This window comes from Paenibacillus vortex V453, from assembly GCF_000193415.1.
GTDB lineage: Bacteria > Bacillota > Bacilli > Paenibacillales > Paenibacillaceae > Paenibacillus_AQ > Paenibacillus_AQ glucanolyticus.
This window is the reverse complement of the sequence record NZ_ADHJ01000006.1, coordinates 190550-213406: the sequence shown is the minus strand read 5'-3', so window position 1 is coordinate 213406 and position 22857 is coordinate 190550. Positions and strand designations below refer to the sequence as shown.

14 protein-coding genes and 3 pseudogenes are annotated in these 22857 nt (G+C 48.6%); 4 read left to right on the top strand and 13 right to left on the bottom strand.

Annotated elements, in window-relative coordinates; all coding sequences use genetic code 11:
* Positions 1-231: 231 nt before the first annotated feature.
* The 10 genes and pseudogenes from PVOR_RS03510 to PVOR_RS03465 all read right to left on the bottom strand — a co-directional run bounded on the left by PVOR_RS03510 (position 232) and on the right by PVOR_RS03465 (position 9403).
* Positions 232-1251, bottom strand: a complete 1020-nt coding sequence (locus PVOR_RS03510; RefSeq protein ID WP_006207699.1) for an SPFH domain-containing protein — start codon at positions 1249-1251, stop codon at positions 232-234.
* 21 nt (positions 1252-1272) lie between these two features.
* The gene (locus PVOR_RS03505; RefSeq protein WP_006207698.1) at positions 1273-2073 is read right to left on the bottom strand and encodes a TPM domain-containing protein; all 801 of its coding nucleotides are present in this window, start codon (positions 2071-2073) and stop codon (positions 1273-1275) included.
* Positions 2070-3101, bottom strand: coding sequence for a TFIIB-type zinc ribbon-containing protein (locus tag PVOR_RS03500; RefSeq protein ID WP_006207697.1), 1032 nt, complete (start codon positions 3099-3101; stop codon positions 2070-2072). Before PVOR_RS03500 ends, PVOR_RS03505 begins: the two co-directional genes overlap by 4 nt.
* 27 nt (positions 3102-3128) lie before the next feature.
* The gene (locus tag PVOR_RS03495) at positions 3129-3830 is read right to left on the bottom strand and encodes a PspA/IM30 family protein (protein ID WP_006207696.1); all 702 of its coding nucleotides are present in this window, start codon (positions 3828-3830) and stop codon (positions 3129-3131) included.
* Positions 3831-3990: 160 nt separating this feature from the next.
* Positions 3991-4437: an Hsp20/alpha crystallin family protein gene (locus PVOR_RS03490; protein ID WP_006207695.1), complete on the bottom strand. Its 447-nt coding sequence runs from the start codon at positions 4435-4437 to the stop codon at positions 3991-3993.
* Positions 4438-4703: 266 nt separating this feature from the next.
* Positions 4704-4931, bottom strand: coding sequence for a helix-turn-helix domain-containing protein (locus PVOR_RS03485; RefSeq protein ID WP_006207694.1), 228 nt, complete (start codon positions 4929-4931; stop codon positions 4704-4706).
* A gap of 77 nt (positions 4932-5008) precedes the next feature.
* On the bottom strand, positions 5009-5251 hold the full coding sequence (locus PVOR_RS03480) for a cold-shock protein (protein ID WP_006207693.1): 243 nt from the start codon (positions 5249-5251) through the stop codon (positions 5009-5011).
* Positions 5252-5358: 107 nt separating this feature from the next.
* On the bottom strand, positions 5359-5559 hold the full coding sequence (locus PVOR_RS03475) for a cold-shock protein (RefSeq protein ID WP_006207692.1): 201 nt from the start codon (positions 5557-5559) through the stop codon (positions 5359-5361).
* 323 nt (positions 5560-5882) lie between these two features.
* A pseudogene (locus PVOR_RS03470) lies at positions 5883-8670 on the bottom strand (glycoside hydrolase family 3 C-terminal domain-containing protein).
* Positions 8671-9133: 463 nt separating this feature from the next.
* A complete protein-coding gene (locus PVOR_RS03465; RefSeq protein ID WP_040680145.1) occupies positions 9134-9403 on the bottom strand; it encodes a hypothetical protein in 270 nt (89 codons plus the stop codon).
* Between the two features lie 345 nt (positions 9404-9748).
* Here PVOR_RS03465 and PVOR_RS03460 point away from each other — a divergent pair, with 345 nt between their 5' ends.
* Both PVOR_RS03460 and PVOR_RS03455 read left to right on the top strand, forming a co-directional pair.
* Positions 9749-10234, top strand: coding sequence for an RNA polymerase sigma factor (locus PVOR_RS03460; protein ID WP_006207689.1), 486 nt, complete (start codon positions 9749-9751; stop codon positions 10232-10234).
* A complete protein-coding gene (locus PVOR_RS03455) occupies positions 10231-10842 on the top strand; it encodes a zf-HC2 domain-containing protein (protein WP_006207688.1) in 612 nt (203 codons plus the stop codon). Before PVOR_RS03460 ends, PVOR_RS03455 begins: the two co-directional genes overlap by 4 nt.
* Positions 10843-11031: 189 nt before the next feature.
* Here the strand turns inward: PVOR_RS03455 and PVOR_RS03450 are convergent, their stop codons facing one another.
* Both PVOR_RS03450 and PVOR_RS03445 read right to left on the bottom strand, forming a co-directional pair.
* The gene (locus PVOR_RS03450; protein ID WP_006207687.1) at positions 11032-13053 is read right to left on the bottom strand and encodes a fructose-specific PTS transporter subunit EIIC; all 2022 of its coding nucleotides are present in this window, start codon (positions 13051-13053) and stop codon (positions 11032-11034) included.
* A gap of 248 nt (positions 13054-13301) precedes the next feature.
* A pseudogene (locus PVOR_RS03445) lies at positions 13302-15255 on the bottom strand (BglG family transcription antiterminator).
* Between the two features lie 267 nt (positions 15256-15522).
* Here PVOR_RS03445 and PVOR_RS03440 point away from each other — a divergent pair.
* Positions 15523-19511: pseudogene (locus PVOR_RS03440) on the top strand (endo-1,4-beta-xylanase).
* A 138-nt stretch (positions 19512-19649) separates the two neighbouring features.
* Here PVOR_RS03440 and PVOR_RS03435 read toward each other — a convergent pair.
* Positions 19650-20903, bottom strand: a complete 1254-nt coding sequence (locus PVOR_RS03435; protein ID WP_006207686.1) for a mechanosensitive ion channel family protein — start codon at positions 20901-20903, stop codon at positions 19650-19652.
* A gap of 252 nt (positions 20904-21155) precedes the next feature.
* On the opposite strand from PVOR_RS03435, the gene PVOR_RS03430 reads away from it, so the two are divergent.
* Positions 21156-22838 (top strand): sigma-54-dependent transcriptional regulator, encoded by a 1683-nt coding sequence (locus PVOR_RS03430; protein WP_040680143.1) that lies wholly within the window; start codon positions 21156-21158, stop codon positions 22836-22838.
* The last annotated feature ends 19 nt before the right edge of the window (positions 22839-22857 follow it).

The window sequence follows — 22857 nt, the reverse complement described above, 5'->3', positions numbered from 1 at the left end:
AATTTTCGAATTATGCAAAATGCTCATATAGAAGAAACAGCAATTGATTTGTAGAACAAACACCTAATTACAGTAAAACGAACAGCCCCCCGCTCCTTTGAGCGGGGGGCTGTTTTCATGAAGTAATCGATAATTCGCTGGCTCCAGCCAACACTAATATCGTGAAGTAACGAGTCTGAAACTGCTCAGCGTAACCATATGTTGTGCGGCTATTTCAATTTAGAGCGGAACTCAGCCCAGCTTATGTCCACAATTCGGACAGAAATTCGCTCCTTCGTTCTTCGCGCCGCAGTTCGGGCAGAAGTTAGGCTTCTTATTGCCTTCGGAGGAAGATGAAGCCGCAGTTGACGCAGATTTCTCCTTCTCAGCTGGTGGCTGCTGGTTTTGATTTTGGCTCTGGCTCTGGTTTTGGTTCATATTTTTCATCATCTCATTGGCCATGTTCATGCCCATCATCATACCCGCCATATCCGAAGCAGCGCCGCCGCCCTGCACCTTGCCGGATGCGATACCGTCGGTCATGCTGACCTGCTGGTACTTTTGCAGATTGCCAATCATTTCATGGGAAGCCGTCTTCGTAATCATATCCTGAATTTCCTTCGGATAATTGAAACTCATCACCTGGAAGCCGGTGATTGTCATCCCGTTGTCCATCACCTGCATATCCAGATCTTCACGAATCCCTTGTGCAATATCCGCGGCATTCGCCTGCAGATTGAACATATCCTTGCCTTCTCGACTGATCCACTTCATCAGCAGTTGATCGAGCACCGACGTAATCCGGATCTTCACATCCTCTACAAGGTAACTCTCTTTCATGCCGGCAATTTTGTCGATCAGTGTAACATAATCGGTCACTTTGAAATTGAACGTGCCGTTGGCACGAATTGGCATACCCCCGGGCAGCTGGGGAGTCGGGATCAGAACCGGATTCTGCGTCCCCCACCTGACGGTGAATTCCTTGGTGTTAACGAATAACACCTCCACGCGCATGCCGCTGTTAAAGCCGAATTTAAACCCTTTTAACGTGGACAGGAACGGAATGATATCCGAGTCAATGCTGTATACCCCTTCATCCTCGAAGATCCCTTCGATCTTGCCGTTATTTACGAATATTGCGTCTTGCCCGGAGCGAATGACCAGCTTGCTTCCTTTTTTGATCTCCCGGTTGCTCCATTTCCAGAAAATCATGTCATCTCTAAACTCTTCCCATTCCACAACATTGGAGAATTGGTTCTTGAAAAATCCCATCTATACAATCCATCCCTTCCATTAAAATTTCCCGCTGCTGCTGCTGTGCGAATGCCCACCCCTGGTGACGCCTCCGCCTCCTCCGCCACCCGAACCTCCGCCCGTGTTGCGCTCAATCTTCCGCTTCGTTGTTGTTGTTCGAATGTATCGGTCCTGATGATCCATGATTCCCGATGTGCTGGCATCCTCATAGGTTCGACGGTTGACCGTCACGCGGCCGCCGGAGCGGTAAGCCATGATGCCTACGGCAATTGCGCCGATGGCAGCGGCACTGCCAAGTTGGAACCAAATGTTAAACAGGACATTATCCGGGTTCACACCAGGCTCAAAGCCCATATAGCGATGAGCGGTTTTGATGTATTTTTCAAAAGCCTGTTTATAATTTCCATTCGATAAATCGGGTGTAATCTTGCTGCGTATTTTCGTAAGCCTGCCGGTGTCCAGATACTTCTCAGCCTTATAATAACCTTCCAAATGCACGTTCCGAGTACCATCACGAGCACTCATGACCATGGTCAAAATGACGGTATTGCCGTGCGGCTTGTCATACCCGGGTGCATACTCATCGTAAAAATTTTCCGTCCATAACTCATAATCGTCATTGGGAACGCTGTTAACCGTAAGGATCATAAAGTCCGTCTCGCGCTTTGCGCCGTACTCATTCGCCATTGCATTCAGCTCATTGCGTTCTTCCGGACTGAGCAGATTCGCTTCATCGAAGATCAACGGTTTCATATCCTCTGCTGCCACCGCACCGGCGGGAACCATCCAATATACAGCCAGTAAGAATAAGACCGCCCATAACGTATATCGTCTTCTCACAGGAACCCTCCCCCCATCGCCCAGGAGATTAGCTTCAATGATAGCAAGGAGACGCCAGAAATGCCTGCAAACCATGCAGCCACCTTGGCTTTGCTGATCGGCGGTTTGCCGACGACCTTACCCGTCTGACCATTCATCGCAAAGGTATGCTCGGATTTATTGTAGTCATAGTGAACCATCCATACCGGAAGCAGCACATAATCGGCTTGTTTTAAAGTTGTATCGATCTGTTTGTTGGTGTAACTCACGGTTGTATAACCTGACACCGCTGTCGAAATATAGGAATCAATGTAGGAGCTGATTTTTTCTTTGGCGCGTGGATAGAGCTGCTCGTCGTTCTGACTGTATTTCTCCGCTATGTAACCGGCAAGATACGGCGTCTTGAACTCCTTCAGCTGCTGATAGGGAAATGGCTCCAGCTTATCCATCAACTCATCGTTCATCTTCTCCGAAGCGTCAATTGGCACCTTCACATAGTTCAGGCGAATTTTCCGATAGATATCAAAATGCTGCGTTTCCGTGTACTGATAATCGCCTCTCGTGTAGGTTCTCACCTTCGTGCCGCGGGCATGAACCTCGACCCGGTTATGCAGTTCATACAGCCAGAAGGGCACATACATTCCCGTAATGCCCTTGATGCGATCCGCGGTCATAAACCCACCTGGCGTCAGCAGGCCGTTTCTGCACCATTTCTTGAAAGCCTTCACGGCCTCTTCCTTCGTAATCGAAAAAGGGATCACCATCACCGGAGCCAAATTACCGCTCAATCGATCGCTGAGCACAACGGCCGAACCGCAGAAGCTGCAGGTCGTTGCACTTGTCTCCGGTTCGGTCACGATGACAGCCCCGCAGCTGTTGCAATGATACTCCTTCACCTCGTCCTCGATAAAAACCTGCTTCTTCAGGGGATCCGGGATTTGCTCGATATTGTCTTTTCTACCGCAGCTTGGGCAGGATAACCTCCCTGTATTACCGTCAAAAACCATGCCACTGCCGCAATTGGGGCATTTGTATTCAATAACCGGCATCTGCTCACCTCAATAACAAAGAAATGGTTAGTCCTTCTTATTCAGCTTTTCCTTCATGGCTTCCAGTTCATCCTCGGCATGGGGAGCCTTGGTTGAACCGGCTACGCCCTTCTCCATGTTCTTCGCCAATTCGGCGATCAGATCATCCAGATCATCTTCCTTAGCACCCGCACGAAGCTCAGCCAGGGCGATCGCTTCATCCAGCGCGCGGTTCGCTTTCTCTTCCATCGAATGAAAGGCTGAATTCGCGCCACCCGAGGAAGAGCGGGAATTTAATTCCTGCTGAGCCTTGGCAGCGGTCATTTTCCCTTTCAGCTCGGCATGGCGTGCTTCCAGCTGGCTCATATCCGATACAAGTTTATCCTGCATTCGCTTCATATTCGCGGCGTTTGAGGAAGCGGCATCATATGCAGCCTGCAAATCGTCCAGCTTCTCAGCCTGCACCGCTTTTCTCTGCAGGAACTTCAAGGCATCGTCCTCGTTCCCCGCTTCCACAGCCTTCTCCGCATATCGCTGCAGCTTCTTGATCTCGGCGCTGCACTCATCAAGCGCCCGCTTTGCCCTGCGCTCATCCGATAGCACGGAGGCCGTCTCCGCTTTCACCTTGCCCAGATCACTGCTCAAGCTCCGCATATAACTGTCCACTGTTTTCTCCGGATCTTCGGTCCGTTCCAACAATGAATTCACGTTGACCATCATAACATCCTTAAACCTCGATAAGATTCCCATCATGAGTTTCCCCCTCGAAAAGTTTACATTTATCCTATAATACCCTATGTACCGACGAAAGGTTTCATTTGCCGAAATTCGATGGAATATATGTAAATTTATAACTATTAATTACAGAAAATAACCCCCCGACCCTAAGGATCGGAGGGTTCGTATAGGATTAGATATCATCCCGAATCTGGATGCGTTTCTTACCGGAGTTAGGCTGCTTCGGTATTTCAAGCTTAAGCACCCCATCCTTCAGCGATGCCGAGATTTGGTCCTCCGCAATCTGCTGAACGTAAAATCTGCGGACATATTCGCCATAACGGCGTTCCTTCCGGACGATGTGCTGGTCCGTATCCTCTACGCTGTGATCTTCCTTGCGAACGGCTTTGATCGTTAAGTAAGGGTCAGCGTAGCTGATTTCGATGTCTTCTTTTTGGAAACCGGGCAGCTCCGCCTCAACCAGATAAGCCTGCTCACTCTCTTTAATGTCCGTCTTGAAGGACATCATCGAGCCCTTAAACGGCGCAAACACGTCATCATTAAAGGCATCATGAAACGACTTCACCAGCTGACCGAAGGCATCTTCTCTGCGCTTCCCAAAAGGAATCAATTCAAACATCATCTATTTCCCCTTTCTTTGACCTTGTTTGACCTTACGCCTTTATTATATGCCGGGAGAACGTAGATGCCAAAACCGATTTAGAAGGAAAACAGACCAAAATAACGCGTTTTCAGCCAATTTACGTGGGTAATTTAGTATGATCTTTTCGTTTGACCTTTTTTGACCTTCGAACTTATTCACTCTGGATTCATTTGAATTCGTTCTCATTAAGCAGCGTGAAATTAAAGAAAAGGACATCCCTGAGGATGCCCTTCCATATCGGCTTATCGTTTCTTCATAATCTGATCGATTTCACTCTTCAACAAAAGGTATCGATGCACGCTTCGCATGATCGGAACTTTGGTTAGCTTATTCTGATCGACATAGCTTTTCATTTGATCCTTAGACAGACCTAACAAATTACCTGCTTCAGAAACGGTTAATACCACTTCGTTGCTTGTCGCATTAAACGTTTTCTTCACCTTTAGATTCCAATCCTCGAATACCTGCATGAGATTCTCAACCTTTCTTATACTTAACTAATGAAACGAACAAACCATCTTCTATCGGAATTGCAGGAGCCTGCCTCTTACGATTTAGTATCCTTGCGCTGATTCTTGCGGTAAAGTTTGATTTGCTGATCGGACGAAACGAGTATCGGCAAAATCTTATTGCTGCTGACCATGGACGACGCGCACTGTGAACAAACGGGAACTTCCTTGAACGAGAAGCTGTCTCGAATCCAACCGTTGCACCCTTCCTTCGTACAGGACCAAATGGCGGTCAACTCTTCTGGCAAATTTTCCAGTGGTCTATTCCAAGAGTAAGACATTGAATTTCCCCCTTAGCTACATTTTTAACGCCCTCATTGCCCTTTTACAAAGCTTGCCTTTTATAAAAAAATCCCCAAACGATACGTTTGGGGATCCTTTCAGAAATCTACAGTTTTACAACGTTCTCGGCTTGCTGTCCGCGGTTACCTTGGACTACGTTAAATTCAACGCGTTGTCCTTCGTCCAGTGACTTGAAACCGTCACCTGTGATCGCACTAAAGTGTACGAATACGTCTTCTCCACCTTCAACCTCGATGAAGCCAAATCCTTTTTCTGCGTTAAACCATTTCACTGTTCCTGTTTGCATAGAAACACCTCCTAAATTTATATGATTTTCTCATTTTGGTTAAAAAACAAAAAATTCACATATTGAACAAGGTTAATAATCAAAATAATAACCCTCTGCAATATGTGAATCCCAGGTCAAAATCCCAATAAACTTATTATACCCCAAGGGTCAGGAAATAGCAAATGATAAATCATTTCCAATAACATCTGCACAATTAACGTAAATAAATAAGGTAAACATCGTTTTAAAGATGAAGAAGAAGCCCGCTCCTCGAGCGGACTTCTAATATTTCACAAAGACAATGGCATACAGATCATGCAGCGTTTTACCAACGATGCTGTCTAAACCCGTTTAAATTCAATCCAATCGATCTGTAGGCCAGGTTTGACAAAATCCAGCTTCATCTCATAATTACCGGCCTCCAACCGGACTTTGACGAGCTTCTGTTTGATCCATCTGCCGTCCGTGCCGTTCGTTTGAATCGTTGTCACCGGCTGATCATTCAGCGTCACGTTGCACGCGCTTTGCGCCAGCTCGGATTCCGGCGACATGATGCGTACAATGATGCGGTATTCGCCAGGCTCCTCCACGTTCACATAAGTCGATCCGCCTGCGGCAGGCTTCACCTGCATATTCCCGGATAAGGTCTGAGCCTGTTCCGGCGAGAGGGAACGATTGGATTTAAAAGCACCAACGGCCTCCTCCTTCACCTGTTTCCTGGAGAATACCGGAGCGTGCATCAGAAATTCGCATATGTTCATCGCGCTGCGCTGCAGCTCCCCACGGGTAAGCGTCCCATTTTCGAGGGATTCCAGCGTATTGTCTTCCCACGCATTGATTTCCGCGCCATAGTTCATGACCACCATGTACAGATCATTTTGCGCCCGGATCATCCAGTTCGTATTTTTTCGATCAGCTGGACCCCCGTTTACCACATCATTCATAATGGCCCACCAGTCGGTCATCACGATGCCTTGAAAACCCCACTCCCCGCGCAGGATCGTAGTATTCAGATCATAGTTGGATGCTGCCCAGTGCCCGTTAATCGGGTTATAGGAGGTCATGATGCAATTCGCCCCGCCCTGCTTCACCGCAATTTCGAAGCCTTTCAAATAAATCTCGCGAAGGGCTCGTTCGGACACAATCGCATCCACCTTACTCCGATGTTTTTCCTGATTATTGCAGGCAAAATGTTTCAGGGTAGCGTTGGAGCCGCCCTTCATAATCCCGCGCGTGCACGCCGCAGCAAATGCCCCGGAGATCAGCGGATCTTCCGAGAAATATTCGAAGTTTCGTCCATTCAGCGGACTCCGCCGAATGTTCAGTCCCGGTCCAAGCAGCGCATCAATGTTGTAACTGAGCAGTTCACGGCCTTCCATAACATACAGCTCTTCGACCAGTTCCGTATTCCAGGTCGCTGCGAGCAGGGTGCCAATCGCAACCTGTGTGGCCTGCTGTCCGCTGTCCATCCGAATCCCGGACGGGCCATCCGCCGTACAAGCCACCGGAATTCCGTAGTCGAGCAAGCTGTCACTTAACCCGCCGAATGCGGAGGCCGTTCCCGCTGTCACCAGCGGGCTGCTCATGCCCTCCCCTCTGACAATCACCGCGAGATCCTGGTCGCTAAGCTGAGCGACAAAGTCCTCCATGCTGGCTTTGCCCTCATAAACATCTCTCAGTTTATAGCCTTTATTTTCGGTTTGCTCCAAGGCAGCGGGCAGATTATGCTGGATCCGGTCCGCCATGGATACCTTGCGCTGCGGAACTTCCTCGAAGATCAGTTCATAGGAGCCGTCATACCTTGCGGGCACCCGGCTTCATTCTTGTGAAGCTTTCCGTTGGCGCCATGGCTTCCTGAAGCTGCTCCACCACTTGAAGCGTATCCACCACGTAGCCGCTGTGACCCTCCATACCGATGGGCTCCACGCTTCTCACGCTGGTTCCCACGTACAAGCTATAGATCCCGGCTTCTAACACATACGCGGAAGGCTGCCCCGTCACACCGGCATCATCATAAGAAGCCATTGCATGAACCGGGAAGCTGATCTTAAGCTGCTGCGAAGCACCCGGTTGAAGCTCCCGCGTCTTACCGAATGCTGCCAACACTTTGGCGGGCTGACCCAGCATTCCTTGCGGCGCTTCGTAATAAACCTGCACGACCTCTTTACCTGCATAGGTGGACCCTGTATTTTTTACGTTTACACGGACTTCAATGGATTCTTCACTATCTTTGACCGTTCGCTTGGCTTCTTCAAGGGCAACTTCGAACTCGGTATAGGACAATCCGAAGCCGAACTCATACTGAACTTGGCTGGGTCGAAACGTTTCGAAAAAACGGTACCCTACATAAATGTCTTCCTGATACAGGTTCTTCTGTTCATTGCCATAGTTACGGGTGGATGGATAATCCTCGATTGAATAAGCAATGGTGTCGGTTAACTTCCCGCTAGGGGTCACCTCACCGACCAATACGTCCGCAATCGCGTTGCCACCTTCCATGCCACCGTGCCAAGCGTAAATGACACTGGAAATCGGGTGTGCGTAACCTTCATCATTCATCCAGCTCATATCAATAATGTTGGATACATTCAACACAACAACGGTCTTATCAAAATATGCTGTCACCTGCTTCAGCATCGCTTGTTCCTCTGCCGTTAACTGGTAGCTGCCGGACTCGTCGGCATTATCCTGGTCTTCTCCCGCGGTGCGGCCGATTACGACAATCGCTTTGTCGGATATATGTCTTGCTGCGGATACCAGTTCATCCGTTAGAGGCATTTCCTTCTGGTGCCACGGCTCAGCCGCCCAGCCACCACCGCCATTATCGAAGGGGTTCTGCTCAATCCACTGTTCATAGGCAGTTGCTAATTCCTCGTTAATCGCAATGCTTTTCTTATCCCGAAGTCCGTCAAGCAGATTCGTGGTATGGGAAACATGAACACTCCCTCCCGAACCGGTACCGCTGCGGTAATAGTTAATCTGCGTTCTGCCAAAAACGGATACGGTATCGTGTGCTTGAAGAGGAAGCACCTGTCCTTCATTCTGTAACAGTACGGCACCTTCGGCGGAGACTTTTCGGCTGAATTCAGCAAAGCCTTCCAAAGGAACTCCTAATCTCTCTGTGCTCAATAGATTCCCTCCTAATAAATAATCGACATCTATTCACTATCATAGTAACAAATTCTGTATATGAATATGTAAAAAACTCTTGTAAGGAAATTCTTATCCTATTTCTTGCAAATAAAATAATTACGATCGAATGGTGAAGCTGGTATACTTGAAGGTATAACGTTTATCTTGATTGGATTGGCACGCTTTTTTTGAGAATATAACTGCGAATGGATCTAGTACCTTAATATAATCTGCTTTCAATAAAAGGAGGCACTCCCTTGAAGATCATCTCCAGGCTGTTTTCTGAGTACTTGCTTATCCCCCGGCCTTTTCGTTTATTGATTTTATGGGGCTGGATTTTCCTCTTTTTTGCCATTGGCATTAAGCTCAATTGGTTTTTTAACTTTTAACAACGTACAACCTCCATATTGGAAGTACGACAAAATACAACGATTAAGAATCCCATCTCCGATGGCGGAAATCACAACCCATTACTAAGAAATTGCAGGTAGTCTCCTGGTTCAGATAAAAATTCAATTGCTAAACCAGATATTCCTATTAAAACACCATACAGAATATGAACCTTTTTCTCGCTTAACTTTGTTTTTTCAAAGATAACAATTAATGATATAAGAATCACCAAATAAACAAGATTACTGGCACTACTTTCTTTAACAAAGTTAGATAAGAATAAAGAAACACCAAGAGCAAACAAAAACAACGGTATTCTTAAGGTGACCATTTTATTCATAAACTCCTTCCTTTCTGGGTGCTCAGTGTGCGGAAGCTGTATCGATGGATTCGTCGGAAGCTAAACAAGCAAAAACCACCGTCTAAGGTTGGAGCCTGTTTACGGTGGTTTGTCGTTAGATGATTAAATTATGTCCCAAACGCACGCCGTGGGTTTCACAGCCTTTGATCCTGAACTTTAGAGTCTTCACCGTTCCCGCGGTGAGGGCTCTATTTCTATTATAGTTAGTAATACTACGACGAAATTACTCTTTGTAATCATATTTTTGCGTAAAACAAAAATATTCCTAAACCTGTTGTAACGTTTTTCATGATTTACGGATATATAGTTTGGGGAGGCGAACAGATGCAAGACACCGATGAATTATACAGGGAATATTCGACCCAAGTATATAAATTCGTATTCAGTTTTTGCCACAATCACTTGCTGGCCGAAGAAATCACACAAGAAACTTTTTATAGAGCTATAAAATCCATACATAGATACGATGGAACCTGCAAAGTGTACGTGTGGCTTTGTCAGATAGCTAAGCATGTGTGGTACCAGGAGCTGGACAAGCAGAACAAGAGGAAGGCTGACCCGTTGGAAGACAGTTCCTTATCCGAATCCTCCCATTCCACAGAATCTCAGTTCATTCTGGCTCAAGAGAAAATGGACTTGTTCAAACAGCTTCATTTACTGGATCCCCATACAAAAGAAGTCATGTATCTGCGCATGACCGGAGAATTCAGCTTTCGGGAAATCGGCGAAATTCTGGGCAGAGACGAAACGTGGGCCAGAGTTACCTTCTACAGAGGAAAACAAAAATTGATGAAAGGAAGAATGTCATGAAATGCGATATGGCTCGGGACTTATTACCCTCCTATATTGAGAAACTAACTTCTTCGCACAGTAACGAAGAAATCGAAAAGCATCTGCAAACGTGCGAAGAATGCCTCCAGTATTACAAGGAAATGACCAAACCAACGGATCTCTCCGTGCCCGTCATGGATAAAGAAGAGGTTGAGAACATCAACTTTTTGAAAAAGGTGAAGCAAAAAAACAGAAAAACACTCCTTCTCTCTATCTTGGCGGTGCTCATATTGGTGGCTGCCATTATTAAGCTGTTTGCCATCGGCTTTACGGTGTCATCTCAGGATGTAGATATCGTTCATCAGAAAGTGAATGGTCGCCTGGAGGTACACCTATCTCTGAAGAAGAACGGCCAGGACTTGGTGTTCTCGGGCAATAGCAAATTTATCTATGATGAGAATGACAATGTAATCGGCTACGAAACTCGTTACACCCCTAAAGGCGTGCTTCATAATCCTTTTGATGATGTGGGCGATGAGATTATGCTGGGTACAGAGATGAACAACGATACGGATTATTCGAACACGTTTATTCTTGTATTCAAAGATAAAACCATGACGTTCATCGATGGCGTTCTGGTGGAATAGAATACATCGGATAACATCCGGTCACAGCCTATGCAAAATTAAAGCCAGTCCCGCTCATTTCTTGCGGGACTGGCTTATTGTAACTCCAGCGGTTCATCCATTATCCTTCAGCTATAAGTCTAGCTTCGTGGCTGCCGCCGAAACGAAACGCCCAACCAATCATTCGGTAAAGTCTCTGAGCTTCTTGAATTAATGCACCTGATCGAGCAATTGATAGGCTTGCTCCTTCGTTGTCACCGCCAAGAGCGCTTCTCGGAAATCATCATCCATCAGCTTGCGGGACAGCATCTGCAGCACTTTCAAATGTGCATTCTGTTTACTATTCCGCGGCACGGCAATCATAAAGATCAGTTTGGCTTCACTGCCGTCCAGACTCTTCCAATCCACACCATCCTGCTTGATACCAAAGACTACGCTTGGTTTCAGGACAGCATCCGATTTACCGTGAGGGATCGCAATATTCAGGCCGATGCCGGTGGAGCTTTCTTGTTCCCGGGCTAAAATGGCCTGTTTAAAATCTCCATCAGCGCGTACCGACCCGTTCCGCTCCAGGATCCCGATCATTTCGTCAATAACGGCATCCTGTGTCGTTCCAACCAGATTCAGATTTATAAGCTCCGGTGTTACAATATCCGTCAATTTCTCAACTCGAATAACAGGTGGTTCCGTTACTGTCCCCTTATTACTCTCGATTGAGGACACTTCGGCTGAGTTCCGAGCCAGAGGTACACCCGCACCTGCGTCTTCGTCTGCTACCAATCCCTCACCTGATCCGGCAGGATTACCAGTCGCTCCTCCTCCAACAGCTGCCGGCGTCACAGCTGCCACATCTTTCTTGAGCAGGCTTACCATCATCACCGATACGGCTGCGCCGACCATGACCGCGATGAAGAACATCAACACATTATCAACGGCACCAAGTACGGCTACAATCGGACCGCCATGGGCTACGCTGTCACCGACACTGCCAAACATCGCAATCACCGAACCTGTCATCGAACCGACCATGATACTCGGTATGACGCGCAGCGGATCTTGCGCAGCGAATGGAATCGCTCCTTCGGTAATACCGAACAGTCCCATCGTAAAGGTTGCCTTCCCAGCTTCACGTTCCGAAGGCGTAAATTTCCTTTTGTTCATCATGGCTGCCAGTCCCATCGCAATCGGAGGAACACAGATGGCAACGGCAATTTGGCCCATAATCTCATAATTTCCTTCACCGATCATAGCCGAGCCGAACAGGAACGCAACCTTATTCACGGGCCCACCCATGTCAAAAGAAATCATCGCGCCCAGAATAAGCGCTAACAGAATCGAACTTGTGCCCTGCATTCCCGCGAGCCATGCAGTCAACGCTTCGAACAGGTCCGCAACCGGAGCACCAATCACAAACACGAAGATTAACCCTACAACCAGTGAAGCCAGCACCGGGATAACGATAATGGGCATAATCGGCTGCAACGACCGGGGAACCTTGATCTTTTTAATCGCAAGTGCAACATAACCTGCCAGGAAACCGGCAATGATCCCCCCGATGAATCCAGCTCCCGCTTCACTTCCGTAAAAGCTGCCGTTCGCAGCTATGAACCCGCCGACCATACCTGGTGCAAGGCCCGGCCTGTCCGCAATACTCATTGCGATAAATCCGGCCAGGATCGGAACCATGAAGGTAAACGCAGCCCCGCCGATACTCTCAATCGTTTTCCAGATCGAGCCTTCCGGTATAACCAGACCCCCCGGCGTCTTGACACCGCCCATCGTCAGTGCAATCGCAATGAGCAGCCCGCCGATCACGATAAACGGTACCATATAGGATACACCGTTCATCAAGTGACGGTAGATCGGATTTTGTTTCGGTTTGTTCTCTCCTGTATCTTCAACAGACTTGGACTGTGCCTGATAGACGGGCACATCCCCTCTCATCATCCGTTGGATCAGCTCTTTCGGACGACGGATACCCTCCTGCACCCCAACAACAAGCAGTTTTTTACCCACAAACCGGTCTTTCACCACCGTTTTATCCGCTGCGATGATAATACCATCGGCTTCACGGATATCCTGCTCCGTGAATTGGTTCTCCACGCCAATGGAGCCCTGAGTCTCAACCTTCAGATCAACGCCCAGCTTCGCGCCTGCCTTCTGCAGATTCTCAGCGGCCATATACGTATGTGCAATTCCGTTAGGACATGAGGTAATCGCTAATATTTTCATGATCGTCATTCCCCTTCTTTCCTGTCATGTTCCCGCTTACATTTATAGTGTACACGCTGAAAACGCTGTTATCGGACGAACTTTTTACCGGAACTTCCGGAAAAACAGGTTTATTTCGCAATAAAATATCCCGCAAAGTGGAGCCTATGCTACGCCGCTTATTCCAAATACTTGGCCGGGACCTGAAAAAAATGTAAAAAGCAGGACGTATACGCCCTGCTTCATCATCACAAACACTACTATTCATGTTACCCTTTTAACGTATTCAGCAATCGAATCGCATCGGTCTCCTTAGCCAACACACTGACCAATGCCGGCTGCTCACTGATCCGCGACAATTCTTTGAACAGCTGTCGCATTTCTTTCCGCTCATCATGCTTAATCGCAAGCAAGAACACAAGCTCTACCTTCTCGGTTCCCCAGGTGATGGGCTGCTTCAGAGTAACAACAGCGATGCAGGACTGTTTGACCCACTCCGAGCTGCCATGTGGAATGGCAATGCCGCCCCCTATTGTCGTAGCCGACATGTGTTCACGATCCAGCACGCTTTTCGTATACCCTGCCTCGACATACCCTTTGTCCTCCAGCATGAGCGCAAACTTGGCGATTAACTGTTCTGGACGCTCTGCCTCCTGCTGAGGAAAGACAAGAAAAGGTGTCGTATATGTCAAGAAAACCGATTCCTCAGCCGTTCGGCTGTCCGGCTCATCAAGCCGGCGGATCGCCTGCTCCAGCTTCCGTTCATCATTCGCCTCGAGCAGAGGGGAGACGAGGATATGAGGTGATTTTAACTCGGGCAGCTCAACGGTCGTAATAACAAGATCCACCTCATGAGCTGCCAGATAATCCTCAACCTCCGCTCTGGACATCGTTGTCTCCACATGCACGGATGGGAATCTCCGTTCCACCTTCGCTAGAAGCAATTGTGACATTCCAACGCCCATGTGACACACAATAATCACCTTCTGAGGGTGACTCTCATTCTGGTGAAGCCGTTCCACGGACGCCTGAAAGTGCAGCGTCAAATAGGCGGCTTCCTCTTCGGGAAAGTGCAGATGGAGCGCTCCCCCTACCTCTTCCAGTGCGATAATGACCCGATCGAACATATAGGGATACATCCTTTTGATCTCGGCCAGCATCGGATTGGACACAGCCAGACCGTATTCAAGACGATTTATGGTTGTGTACAAATGCACTTTCAACCCGTTCAATAATACCTGGTCCTTGGAAAACGGGATCATATTCAGTTCCGACATTCGCTGAATCAGCTGCTCAACCAATTGGGGCAACAGGGGGTGGCTATCCGCCAGCTCGCTCCGTCCAACGCCCCCATCCTCCTGACTGTATCGGAACTTCCCGCCAAGCAGGTGCAGGGTAAGATAAGCCGTTTCTTCCTTGGAAAAAGGGACCGCGAACAGCTTTTGCAGCTGCTTACAAAAAGCCTATCGCCCATGCAAACTCCGCTTTGTTCTCCAAAAAGGCAATGTCCTGCCCGGAAAGCGAGATCGGCTGTCCCAGCTTGGTCCGCTTGACCATGAGCAGAATATGCAGCATCAGGCTTTCAAAGGTTTCATCGGTGAAGCGAAGCTGATGCTGCTGTTGCAAAACCTTCAACTCATTGTATACGGTTGCAATCTCGTGCGGTTCATACTGGTTGCGCATCATCTGTCCCGTTAACTCGGGACGGTTGATCAACTGGTTCAACCGTGCCAGTGCCGTCCGTTTGTTCTTCTCCGAGCCTTCAATCATGAAGCCCACGCGCTGCTTGGTCACCAAGCTCAGATCAAAGCTCCGCAGCCAGTTCTGAATCTTTTCCATATCCCGGCGGATAATCGCCTTATTCACGTAAAATGGGGAAGCCAAATTCTGCAGCGTTACGGGTTTCGCGCTCATCAAGAGCCGATATGCCAGGTGCAGCACCCTTTCCTCATCGGATTCATCGCCGGTGGTGCTCTCGTTGGAATATAAGCGGTGGAATAATTCAGCCTGATCCGCTTCGCTGATCTCCAGATAGATGCCAAGTCCCGGCCTTTTCACCAGATGACCACCGGAGTGCGTAACTATATATTCTTCAATCACCTTCAGATCGTTTCGGATCGTCTTCTCCGAGCACTCGGTCTGATCCGCCAGATCCTGCACGAGCCACAACCGGTTCGGTTCCATTAACAAATTGCGAAAAATCTCTTTTTGCCTGTTATTCATTCCAATCTCCCATATTCAGCTTATTTGGAGAGCTCACGAATCGTGAGCAGGTACTTGGTCCTACTGTATATCATATCCGGTCTGTGTGGCAATCGGATCGGGGAAATGGCAGCAAAAGATATTTAAAAAGCAAAGGATCATCTTTAATTTACAATAAGACTCGCACTCCTGCCGGATGATAAAATTGGGAAAAGGAAAGGAGGTCTCTCACCACATTATGTAAGCGCTTAAATTAATTCATTCATCACGATAAAGGGAGGACAGTAAATGAATAAATGGACCCAACAAGTCATCTCGATGATGACCGCGGCAGCTTTGCTCATACCTTCAGGCTGGTATGCTTCGGACGTAAACGCGGATGCACAGGCATCACCAAATATCGAGACCGTATATCATGAAAGCTTTGAGACCGGAGTTGGAAAAGCCGTGCAATCTGGCAGTGCCAGCTTAACGCACGTTGCCGACAAAGCGTTTGAAGGGAATGATGACGGCGGGGCTCTGTATGTGAGCAATAGAGCAAACAACTGGGATGCCGTTGACTTCAAATATGCCGACATCGGCTTGAAGAATGGCGAGACGTATACGGTAACCGCATCCGTCTACGTGGACGCAGACGTGATCGTGCCAAGCGGCGCACAAGCGTTTTTGCAAACGGTAAACAGCTACGGCTGGCTGGACGGCAAGGATTTTACAGCCGGAAGCGCTGCCGTGCTTAGCAAGGAATTTACGGTGAATACCGGGACGGATTCAGCCCTGCGGATTCAATCCAACGATGAAGGGAAGGCCGTTCCGTTTTACCTCGGAGATGTACGCATTACCAAGAAAGTGACTCCCGGCGGCGGTGAGGAGGAATTACCGAGAGACCCCGCCCTGCCTTTCACCACCATCGACTTTGAAAACCAAACGACAGGCGGCTTTGAAGGCAGGGCAGGCACCGAAACGCTGACCGTAACAGAGGAAGCCAACCATACGGAGGGCGGCTCGTACGCTTTGAAAGTCGAAGGCCGGACAACCTCATGGCATGGCCCTTCATTGCGAGTAGAGAAATACGTAGATAAGGGCAGCGAATATAAAATATCAGCATGGGTCAAATTGATTGAGCCCGCCAGCTCACAGCTTCAGCTGTCCACCCAGGTTGGCTCTGGAAGCAGTGCGAATTATGTAACTCTGGCACCCAAAACGATCAGTACCAGCGACGGATGGGTTCAATTTGAAGGAACTTACCGTTATAACAGTGTGGGGGACGAATACTTAACCATCTATGTAGAAAGCTCGAATAACGGGTCTGCATCCTTTTATATCGACGACATCAGCTTTACAGCAACAAGCGCGGGCCCCGTCGAAATCGAGAAGGACTTGATTCCCATCAAGCAGGCGTATCAGAACGAATTCCTGATCGGCAATGCCATCACGGCGGAGGATCTGGAAGGTGTGCGACTTGAGCTGTTATCCATGCACCACAATGTCGCCACGGCAGGCAACGCGATGAAGCCGGATGCGATGCAGCCGACAAGAGGCAATTTTACGTTTAGCTCAGCGGACGCCATGGTCGATAAAGTCCTGGCAGAAAATATGTCAGATGCACGGACACGTGCTTGTCTGGCACCTAGCAATCACCGGCGTGGATGAATACGGCGCAGGACGGACAAGGAAACTCTGTGCCGTTAAGCCGCGATGAAGCACTTGAGAATTTGCGGACGCATATCCGCACCGTCATGGAGCATTTTGGCGACAAGGTCATCTCTTGGGATGTCGTCAATGAAGCAATGAACGACAATCCGCCAAATCCGGCCGATTGGGAAGCTTCGCTCCGCCAATCCCCGTGGTATCAAGCCATTGGACCGGACTATGTCGAGCAGGCCTTCCTTGCGGCTAGGGAAGTGCTGGATGATCATCCCGAGTGGGATATCAAGCTTCATTACAACGATTACAACGAAGATAACCAGAACAAAGCTACTGCCATTTACAACATGGTAAAATCCATGAACGACAAATATGCAGAAACTCACCCAGGCAAATTGCTGGTTGACGGTGTCGGCATGCAAGGGCACTACAACATCAACACAAATCCGGAAAATGTTAAGCGGTCCCTGGAGAAGTTTATCTCCCTGGGTGTAGAGGTTACCATCAGCGAGCTGGACATCACCGCAGGAAGCGACTACCAGCTTCCCGAGCCGCTTGCGAATAAACAGGGCTATTTATACGCCCAATTGATGAAGATCTTCCGGGACCATGCGGACAGCATCAGCCGCGTGACCTTCTGGGGGATGGACGACAGCACAAGCTGGCGGGCTTCATCCAATCCATTGTTATTTGATAAGAACCTTAAGGCCAAGCCTGCCTACTACGGCGTCATTGATCCTGACACCTTTATCGAAGAGCATCAGCCCGGCTCCGAGAATGTCAACCAATCCAGTGCGGCGTATGGTACACCTACCATCGACGGGACCATCGATGCCCTGTGGAATCAGGCTCCCGCCATGCCGATCAATCGGTATCAGATGGCTTGGCAAGGTGCGACCGGCGTGGCAAAGGCGCTCTGGGATGAACACAATCTGTACGTACTGATTCAGGTTAGCGACGCGCAGCTGGATAAATCCAGCACCAACGTCTGGGAGCAGGACTCCGTCGAAATCTTCGTGGACCAAAACAATGCAAAAACGACATTTTACCAAGATGACGACGGGCAGTACCGAATCAACTTCGACAACGAAACTTCATTCAGCCCGCTGAAAATCGCCGAAGGCTTCGTATCGGCAACGCAGGTATCAGGCACCAACTATACCGTGGAAGCGAAGATTCCGCTCAAATCGATCACTCCGGCAAACGGAGTCAAAATCGGCTTCGACTCGCAAATCAACGACGCCAAGAGCGGCGCTCGCCAAAGTGTAGCTGCCTGGAATGATACAACCGGCAACGGTTATCAGGATCCATCCATATTCGGCGTGCTGACCCTTACCGGCAAACCCGGAAGTCCAGGCGGGAATGGCCCCGGCAGCGGGGACGGCGGCAGCGGTGGTCAGAATAACAGTGGCGGCAGCAGCAGTCATAGCAGCAATGGTGCCGGCAGCCCATCCGGCATCTCTGTGAGCGAAAATGGCGTAGTAACCATCAAGGCGGAAGTGAAGGTCATAGACGGACGCGCAGTGGCTGTCATTTCCAGTGACCTCCTGAAGAAAGCACTTGAGCAAGCTGCTCAAATGGTCAACGGCAAGAAACAGATTATTGTTGAGGTGACCCAACAGAACGATGTCGATTCATACGACATACAGCTGCCTAGCCAAAGCTTGAAGGGTCAGGAAGCCTTTGAGCTATTGCTGAATACCGAACACGCGGTCCTTCATATTCCAAGCAACTTGCTTTCGAGTACAGCGGATCTCGCTGAGCCCGTGTCCGTTCGCATCGGCACAGCCTCTACAGCCCCAATGAGCGCAGCGGACAGAGAACGGGTTGGCACCCGTCCGGTGATCCAGCTGGAACTGCTGGCAGGCGGCCATGTCATCGACTGGAACAATCCCAAGGCACCCGTAACAGTAGAAATTCCTTACGCGCCGGCTGTGACGGAACGGATTCATTCCGATCACATCGTGGTGTGGTATATCGATGGCAATGGCAAGGTTCATCCTATTCCAAATAGCCGATATGATGCGGGATCTGGCAGGGCTATTTTCCATACAACCCATTTTAGCACCTTCGCGGTAGCCTATGTGTCCCACGCGTTCGGAGATCTGGCAAGCGTCCCTTGGGCGAAGGATGCCATTATGCACATGGCGGCACGCGATGTCATCAAGGGTACAACTGCGAGCAGCTTCTCCCCGGAGACCTTTATCACGAGAGTTGACTTTGCAGCGCTGTTGGTTCGGGCTCTGGAATTGCAGAGCAGCGGAAACCCTGCGGCTGCCTTTAACGATATCGAGCCAAGCGCTTATTACAGAGACGCCATAGACACTGCGCTTTCCCTTGGCCTCGTGAATGGATTCAAGGACCAGACCTTCAGACCAAACAGCCCCATTTCCCGGCAAGATATGATGTCGATGGCAGCACGGGCATTGTCTGCAGCCGGCAAGAAAGCCGAGGGCAGCGGAAGCTTGGACGGGTATCTGGATGCAGCAAGCATCTCTGGCTATGCCATGGACAGCGTTGCGGCCTTAGTGAAGTCCGGAATCGTAAACGGCAAGAACGGCAAGATCGCTCCGCATGACTCGCTCACCCGCGCGGAAGCGGCGGTGATTTTGCACCGGATTTGGAACCTGTAATGCAGCGATAGAACCTTCATAAACAGAAGCAGACGCCAGTCGATGACTGGCGTCTGCTGTATTTTCAGCACACAATGCAAACCGTTATCCTAAAGCTTACATGTCTCTTTGACGATCTGCGATCTTGGTTTTGGTATCTCAATATCCTCGCGAATACTCTGGACTTTCTTTCAGTTGGACTATATCATGGCCCGTCGGATTCTGGAAGGCACGAAGCCCGAATGTCGGGGCGACGGCAAAAATATGATCAAAAATATCGGCCTGAATCGATTCATACACTGCCCAGTTGATATCATTGGTGAAAGTGTAGATTTCCAGTGGCAGTCCATTATCTCCCGGCGCCAGCTGTCTGACAATCAGCGTCATATCCTTATGAATTTTCGGATGATTTCTTAGATATTGATGGATATATTCTCTGAACACACCTACATTCGTAAGCTGTCTGCCGTTCACTTTGCTATCCGTATTAATCTGATGCTCCATGTTATAAGCGTTAATTTCATTTAATCTGGTCGTGACATAATCGCTAAGGTAGTGAATCTTCTGAAATTCCTCAATCATGTCCTGAGTACAGAAGCTTATGCTGCTCGTATCAATGTAGAAGCTGCGCTTAATCCTTCTGCCGCCGGATACCTGCATGCCTCTCCAATTCTTGAACGAGTCCGAGATGAGGGCATAGCTCGGAATCATCGTGATCGTTTTATCGAAATTCATCACCTTTACGGTGTTCAAGGTAATGTCGATGACGTCACCGTCCGCATTATATTTGGGCATTTCAATCCAGTCGCCTACGCGTACCATATCATTCGATGATAGCTGAATGCCTGCTACCAGACCTAGTATGGAATCCTTGAAGACCAGCATCAGAACAGCCGATAAGGCACCCAGCCCACTGAGAATGATCAACGGATTCTGACCGATCAGGTTCGAGATCACCACAATGCCGCCGATGATGAACAGAATGATGTTCGCCACCTGAATGTATCCCTTGATCGGTCTGATCTTGGAGATTTCAAACGAACGATAAATCGCGTCAAAGGCGTTGAGCAGCGCATTAAATACCATGATGGTTACGATAATCATATACGTCATGGCCGCTTTTTCAATCAGAACCTGGTACGAGGGAAAGATGGATGCCGAGAAATAGATGATGATGGCCGGCACCAAATGCGACAGCTTGTGGAACACCTTTTTCTCCACAATGATGTTGTCCCATGTGTAGCGATTGCTGTTGACGATATGTATAATCGTCTTCAGTACGATTTTTTTAGTTATGATATTTGCCAGAATTGAGATCAATGCGATAAATAAGACCATGATCATACTCGAAAGATACACAATGGTCTGTTCACTCATGCCATATCCGTCTAGTTGATTTTTGATAAAATCCATTGGTTCCTCCTACCGCTGTTTATATTAGCCTATTATTATAGAATAGATTCCAGCACGAAGCAAAAGAACAAAAATTCCCATCCGCGACCTCATGTGGGTAATGAACATACAGGTTCAATATCCAGCAGCGGAGATTCGCCATGCTTGCAGGGTGCGATTCCGATATAAGTTGGCTATAATGGAGGTACGCGCCTGCATCTCGCAAGAACGAGGTACACGGCCAATTGATTTATACAAAAAGGCAGGATAAATATGAGTATACATGTCCATATGATTGCTCCATATGAAGCGATGATTCCCGTAATACAAGAGTGTATTCCCCATTTTCCCGAACTAGACATTCAGTATGCGGTCGGCGATTTGATGAAAGGGGCTGAGCTGGCAGCCCATGCTGAGAAAAACGGAGCCGAAGTCATTATCAGCCGCGGCGGAACGGCGCAGCGCATCAAGGACGCCGTCACGATTCCCGTCATTGACATCCACCTGTCGGGATACGACATGATCCGTTCTCTCACGCTGGCGAGTCAGTTTAACGGAAAAACAGCCATCGTGGGCTTTTCCAATATTACTTCCGGCGCACAATCGATTATTGAGCTGATGGATTTGCCATTAAAGGTATACACCATCCATAGCTCCGAAGACGTTGCCAGATTACTGCTGGAGCTGAAGTCTGACGGCTACCGCCAGATTGTCGGCGATGTCATCACCGTGAATACAGCCCAGGCATACGGCTTAAAGGGCTTGTTAATCCATTCAGGCAAAGAATCGATCATAAGAGCTCTGGAGGATGCCCAGCTTATCTATCGCTATCTCAGCAAAAGCAACGTCGTTTCCATGATACTGAACGATCTCGTTACACTGGAGCATCCCAATCTCGTTATTCTGAACGATCGGAATGAGGTCATATTTGAGCGATTGACGGATTTTGACCACAGCCCTTTGACGGACCATCATATTTTTCTGACTAATACCAGCCTGGAATTCCACAAATCCAAAATTCAGAATATGTTCATGGTCGATGATTTCCAGTTGGCGGTCACAGCTTATGAAACAACCTTGAATCATATAAGTTATAAAGTATACACGCTGGAAAAAGAACAGCCTTATGCGTTTGCGCAGACAGGCGTAAAGGCATATCAAGAAGCACTAGCCGAACCTGTTGTCGCGGAATCCCCCGCTATGCGCAGGGCATTGGACCATATCCAAGCGCTCTATCAGCACCATGAGCCCATTCATCTGCTTGGGGAGAAGGATACGGGGAAGTCCTTCCTTGTTCAATATTTTCATCAGTTGTACTCGGACGGCGGCTTGCTGCTTCAGATCGATATGGCCCAAATCTCCCCGGATCAGTTAGAGAAAATTCCGTTGTCCAACGTTCGCAATGTGGAATTCATCCATATCGAACAAAGCGTACCTGATCCTCGTTTTGCTGCATTCGTTCAGGCCTGCCTTCCTAGGCAGATCGGCGTATTCATGCTCAGTGAACAGCAGCTTGACCAAGCCGGAACCGGACATATACAGCTCAATACAGTCATCATGCCGCCCCTGTCTGACCGATTGGATGACCTCCCTTCGCTCATTCAGCATTTTCTAAGCCGATACCATCAAAAATACGGAACCAATGCAGTAAAAATAAAGGATGACGCATTGCAGCTGATACGGCAGTCCGCTTCGTTTATGACAATCGGCCAATTAAAACAGCTCATCAAGCAAGCGGCCCTGAACGAGACGGATTACGTGATTTCAGCCGAAACCTTATCTCGCCTGCTGGATGGGTATTCTGCCTCAAACCCTATCCAGCTTGAAGGAACCCTAAAAGAGATCGAGAAAGAAATCATTCAACATGTACTCCGTGAGGAGAATAATAATCAATCAAAGGCGGCAGAACGATTAGGGATTAATCGGGCCACGCTTTGGCGCAAACTTAAAGAATGAATTTAAGTTTGCGTCTTTT

What these genes read in the sequence shown, in the direction of transcription:
- PVOR_RS03510 (WP_006207699.1), bottom strand. Translation starts at nt 1,251, where the DNA reads ATGGGATTTTTCAAGAACCAATTCTCCAATGTTGTGGAATGGGAAGAG.
- PVOR_RS03500 (WP_006207697.1), bottom strand. Translation starts at nt 3,101, where the DNA reads ATGCCGGTTATTGAATACAAATGCCCCAATTGCGGCAGTGGCATGGTT.
- PVOR_RS03495 (WP_006207696.1), bottom strand. Translation starts at nt 3,830, where the DNA reads ATGGGAATCTTATCGAGGTTTAAGGATGTTATGATGGTCAACGTGAAT.
- PVOR_RS03490 (WP_006207695.1), bottom strand. Translation starts at nt 4,437, where the DNA reads ATGTTTGAATTGATTCCTTTTGGGAAGCGCAGAGAAGATGCCTTCGGT.
- PVOR_RS03485 (WP_006207694.1), bottom strand. Translation starts at nt 4,931, where the DNA reads ATGCAGGTATTCGAGGATTGGAATCTAAAGGTGAAGAAAACGTTTAAT.
- PVOR_RS03480 (WP_006207693.1), bottom strand. Translation starts at nt 5,251, where the DNA reads ATGTCTTACTCTTGGAATAGACCACTGGAAAATTTGCCAGAAGAGTTG.
- PVOR_RS03475 (WP_006207692.1), bottom strand. Translation starts at nt 5,559, where the DNA reads ATGCAAACAGGAACAGTGAAATGGTTTAACGCAGAAAAAGGATTTGGC.
- PVOR_RS03465 (WP_040680145.1), bottom strand. Translation starts at nt 9,403, where the DNA reads ATGAATAAAATGGTCACCTTAAGAATACCGTTGTTTTTGTTTGCTCTT.
- PVOR_RS03460 (WP_006207689.1), top strand. Translation starts at nt 9,749, where the DNA reads ATGCAAGACACCGATGAATTATACAGGGAATATTCGACCCAAGTATAT.
- PVOR_RS03455 (WP_006207688.1), top strand. Translation starts at nt 10,231, where the DNA reads ATGAAATGCGATATGGCTCGGGACTTATTACCCTCCTATATTGAGAAA.
- PVOR_RS03450 (WP_006207687.1), bottom strand. Translation starts at nt 13,053, where the DNA reads ATGAAAATATTAGCGATTACCTCATGTCCTAACGGAATTGCACATACG.
- PVOR_RS03435 (WP_006207686.1), bottom strand. Translation starts at nt 20,903, where the DNA reads ATGGATTTTATCAAAAATCAACTAGACGGATATGGCATGAGTGAACAG.
- PVOR_RS03430 (WP_040680143.1), top strand. Translation starts at nt 21,156, where the DNA reads ATGAGTATACATGTCCATATGATTGCTCCATATGAAGCGATGATTCCC.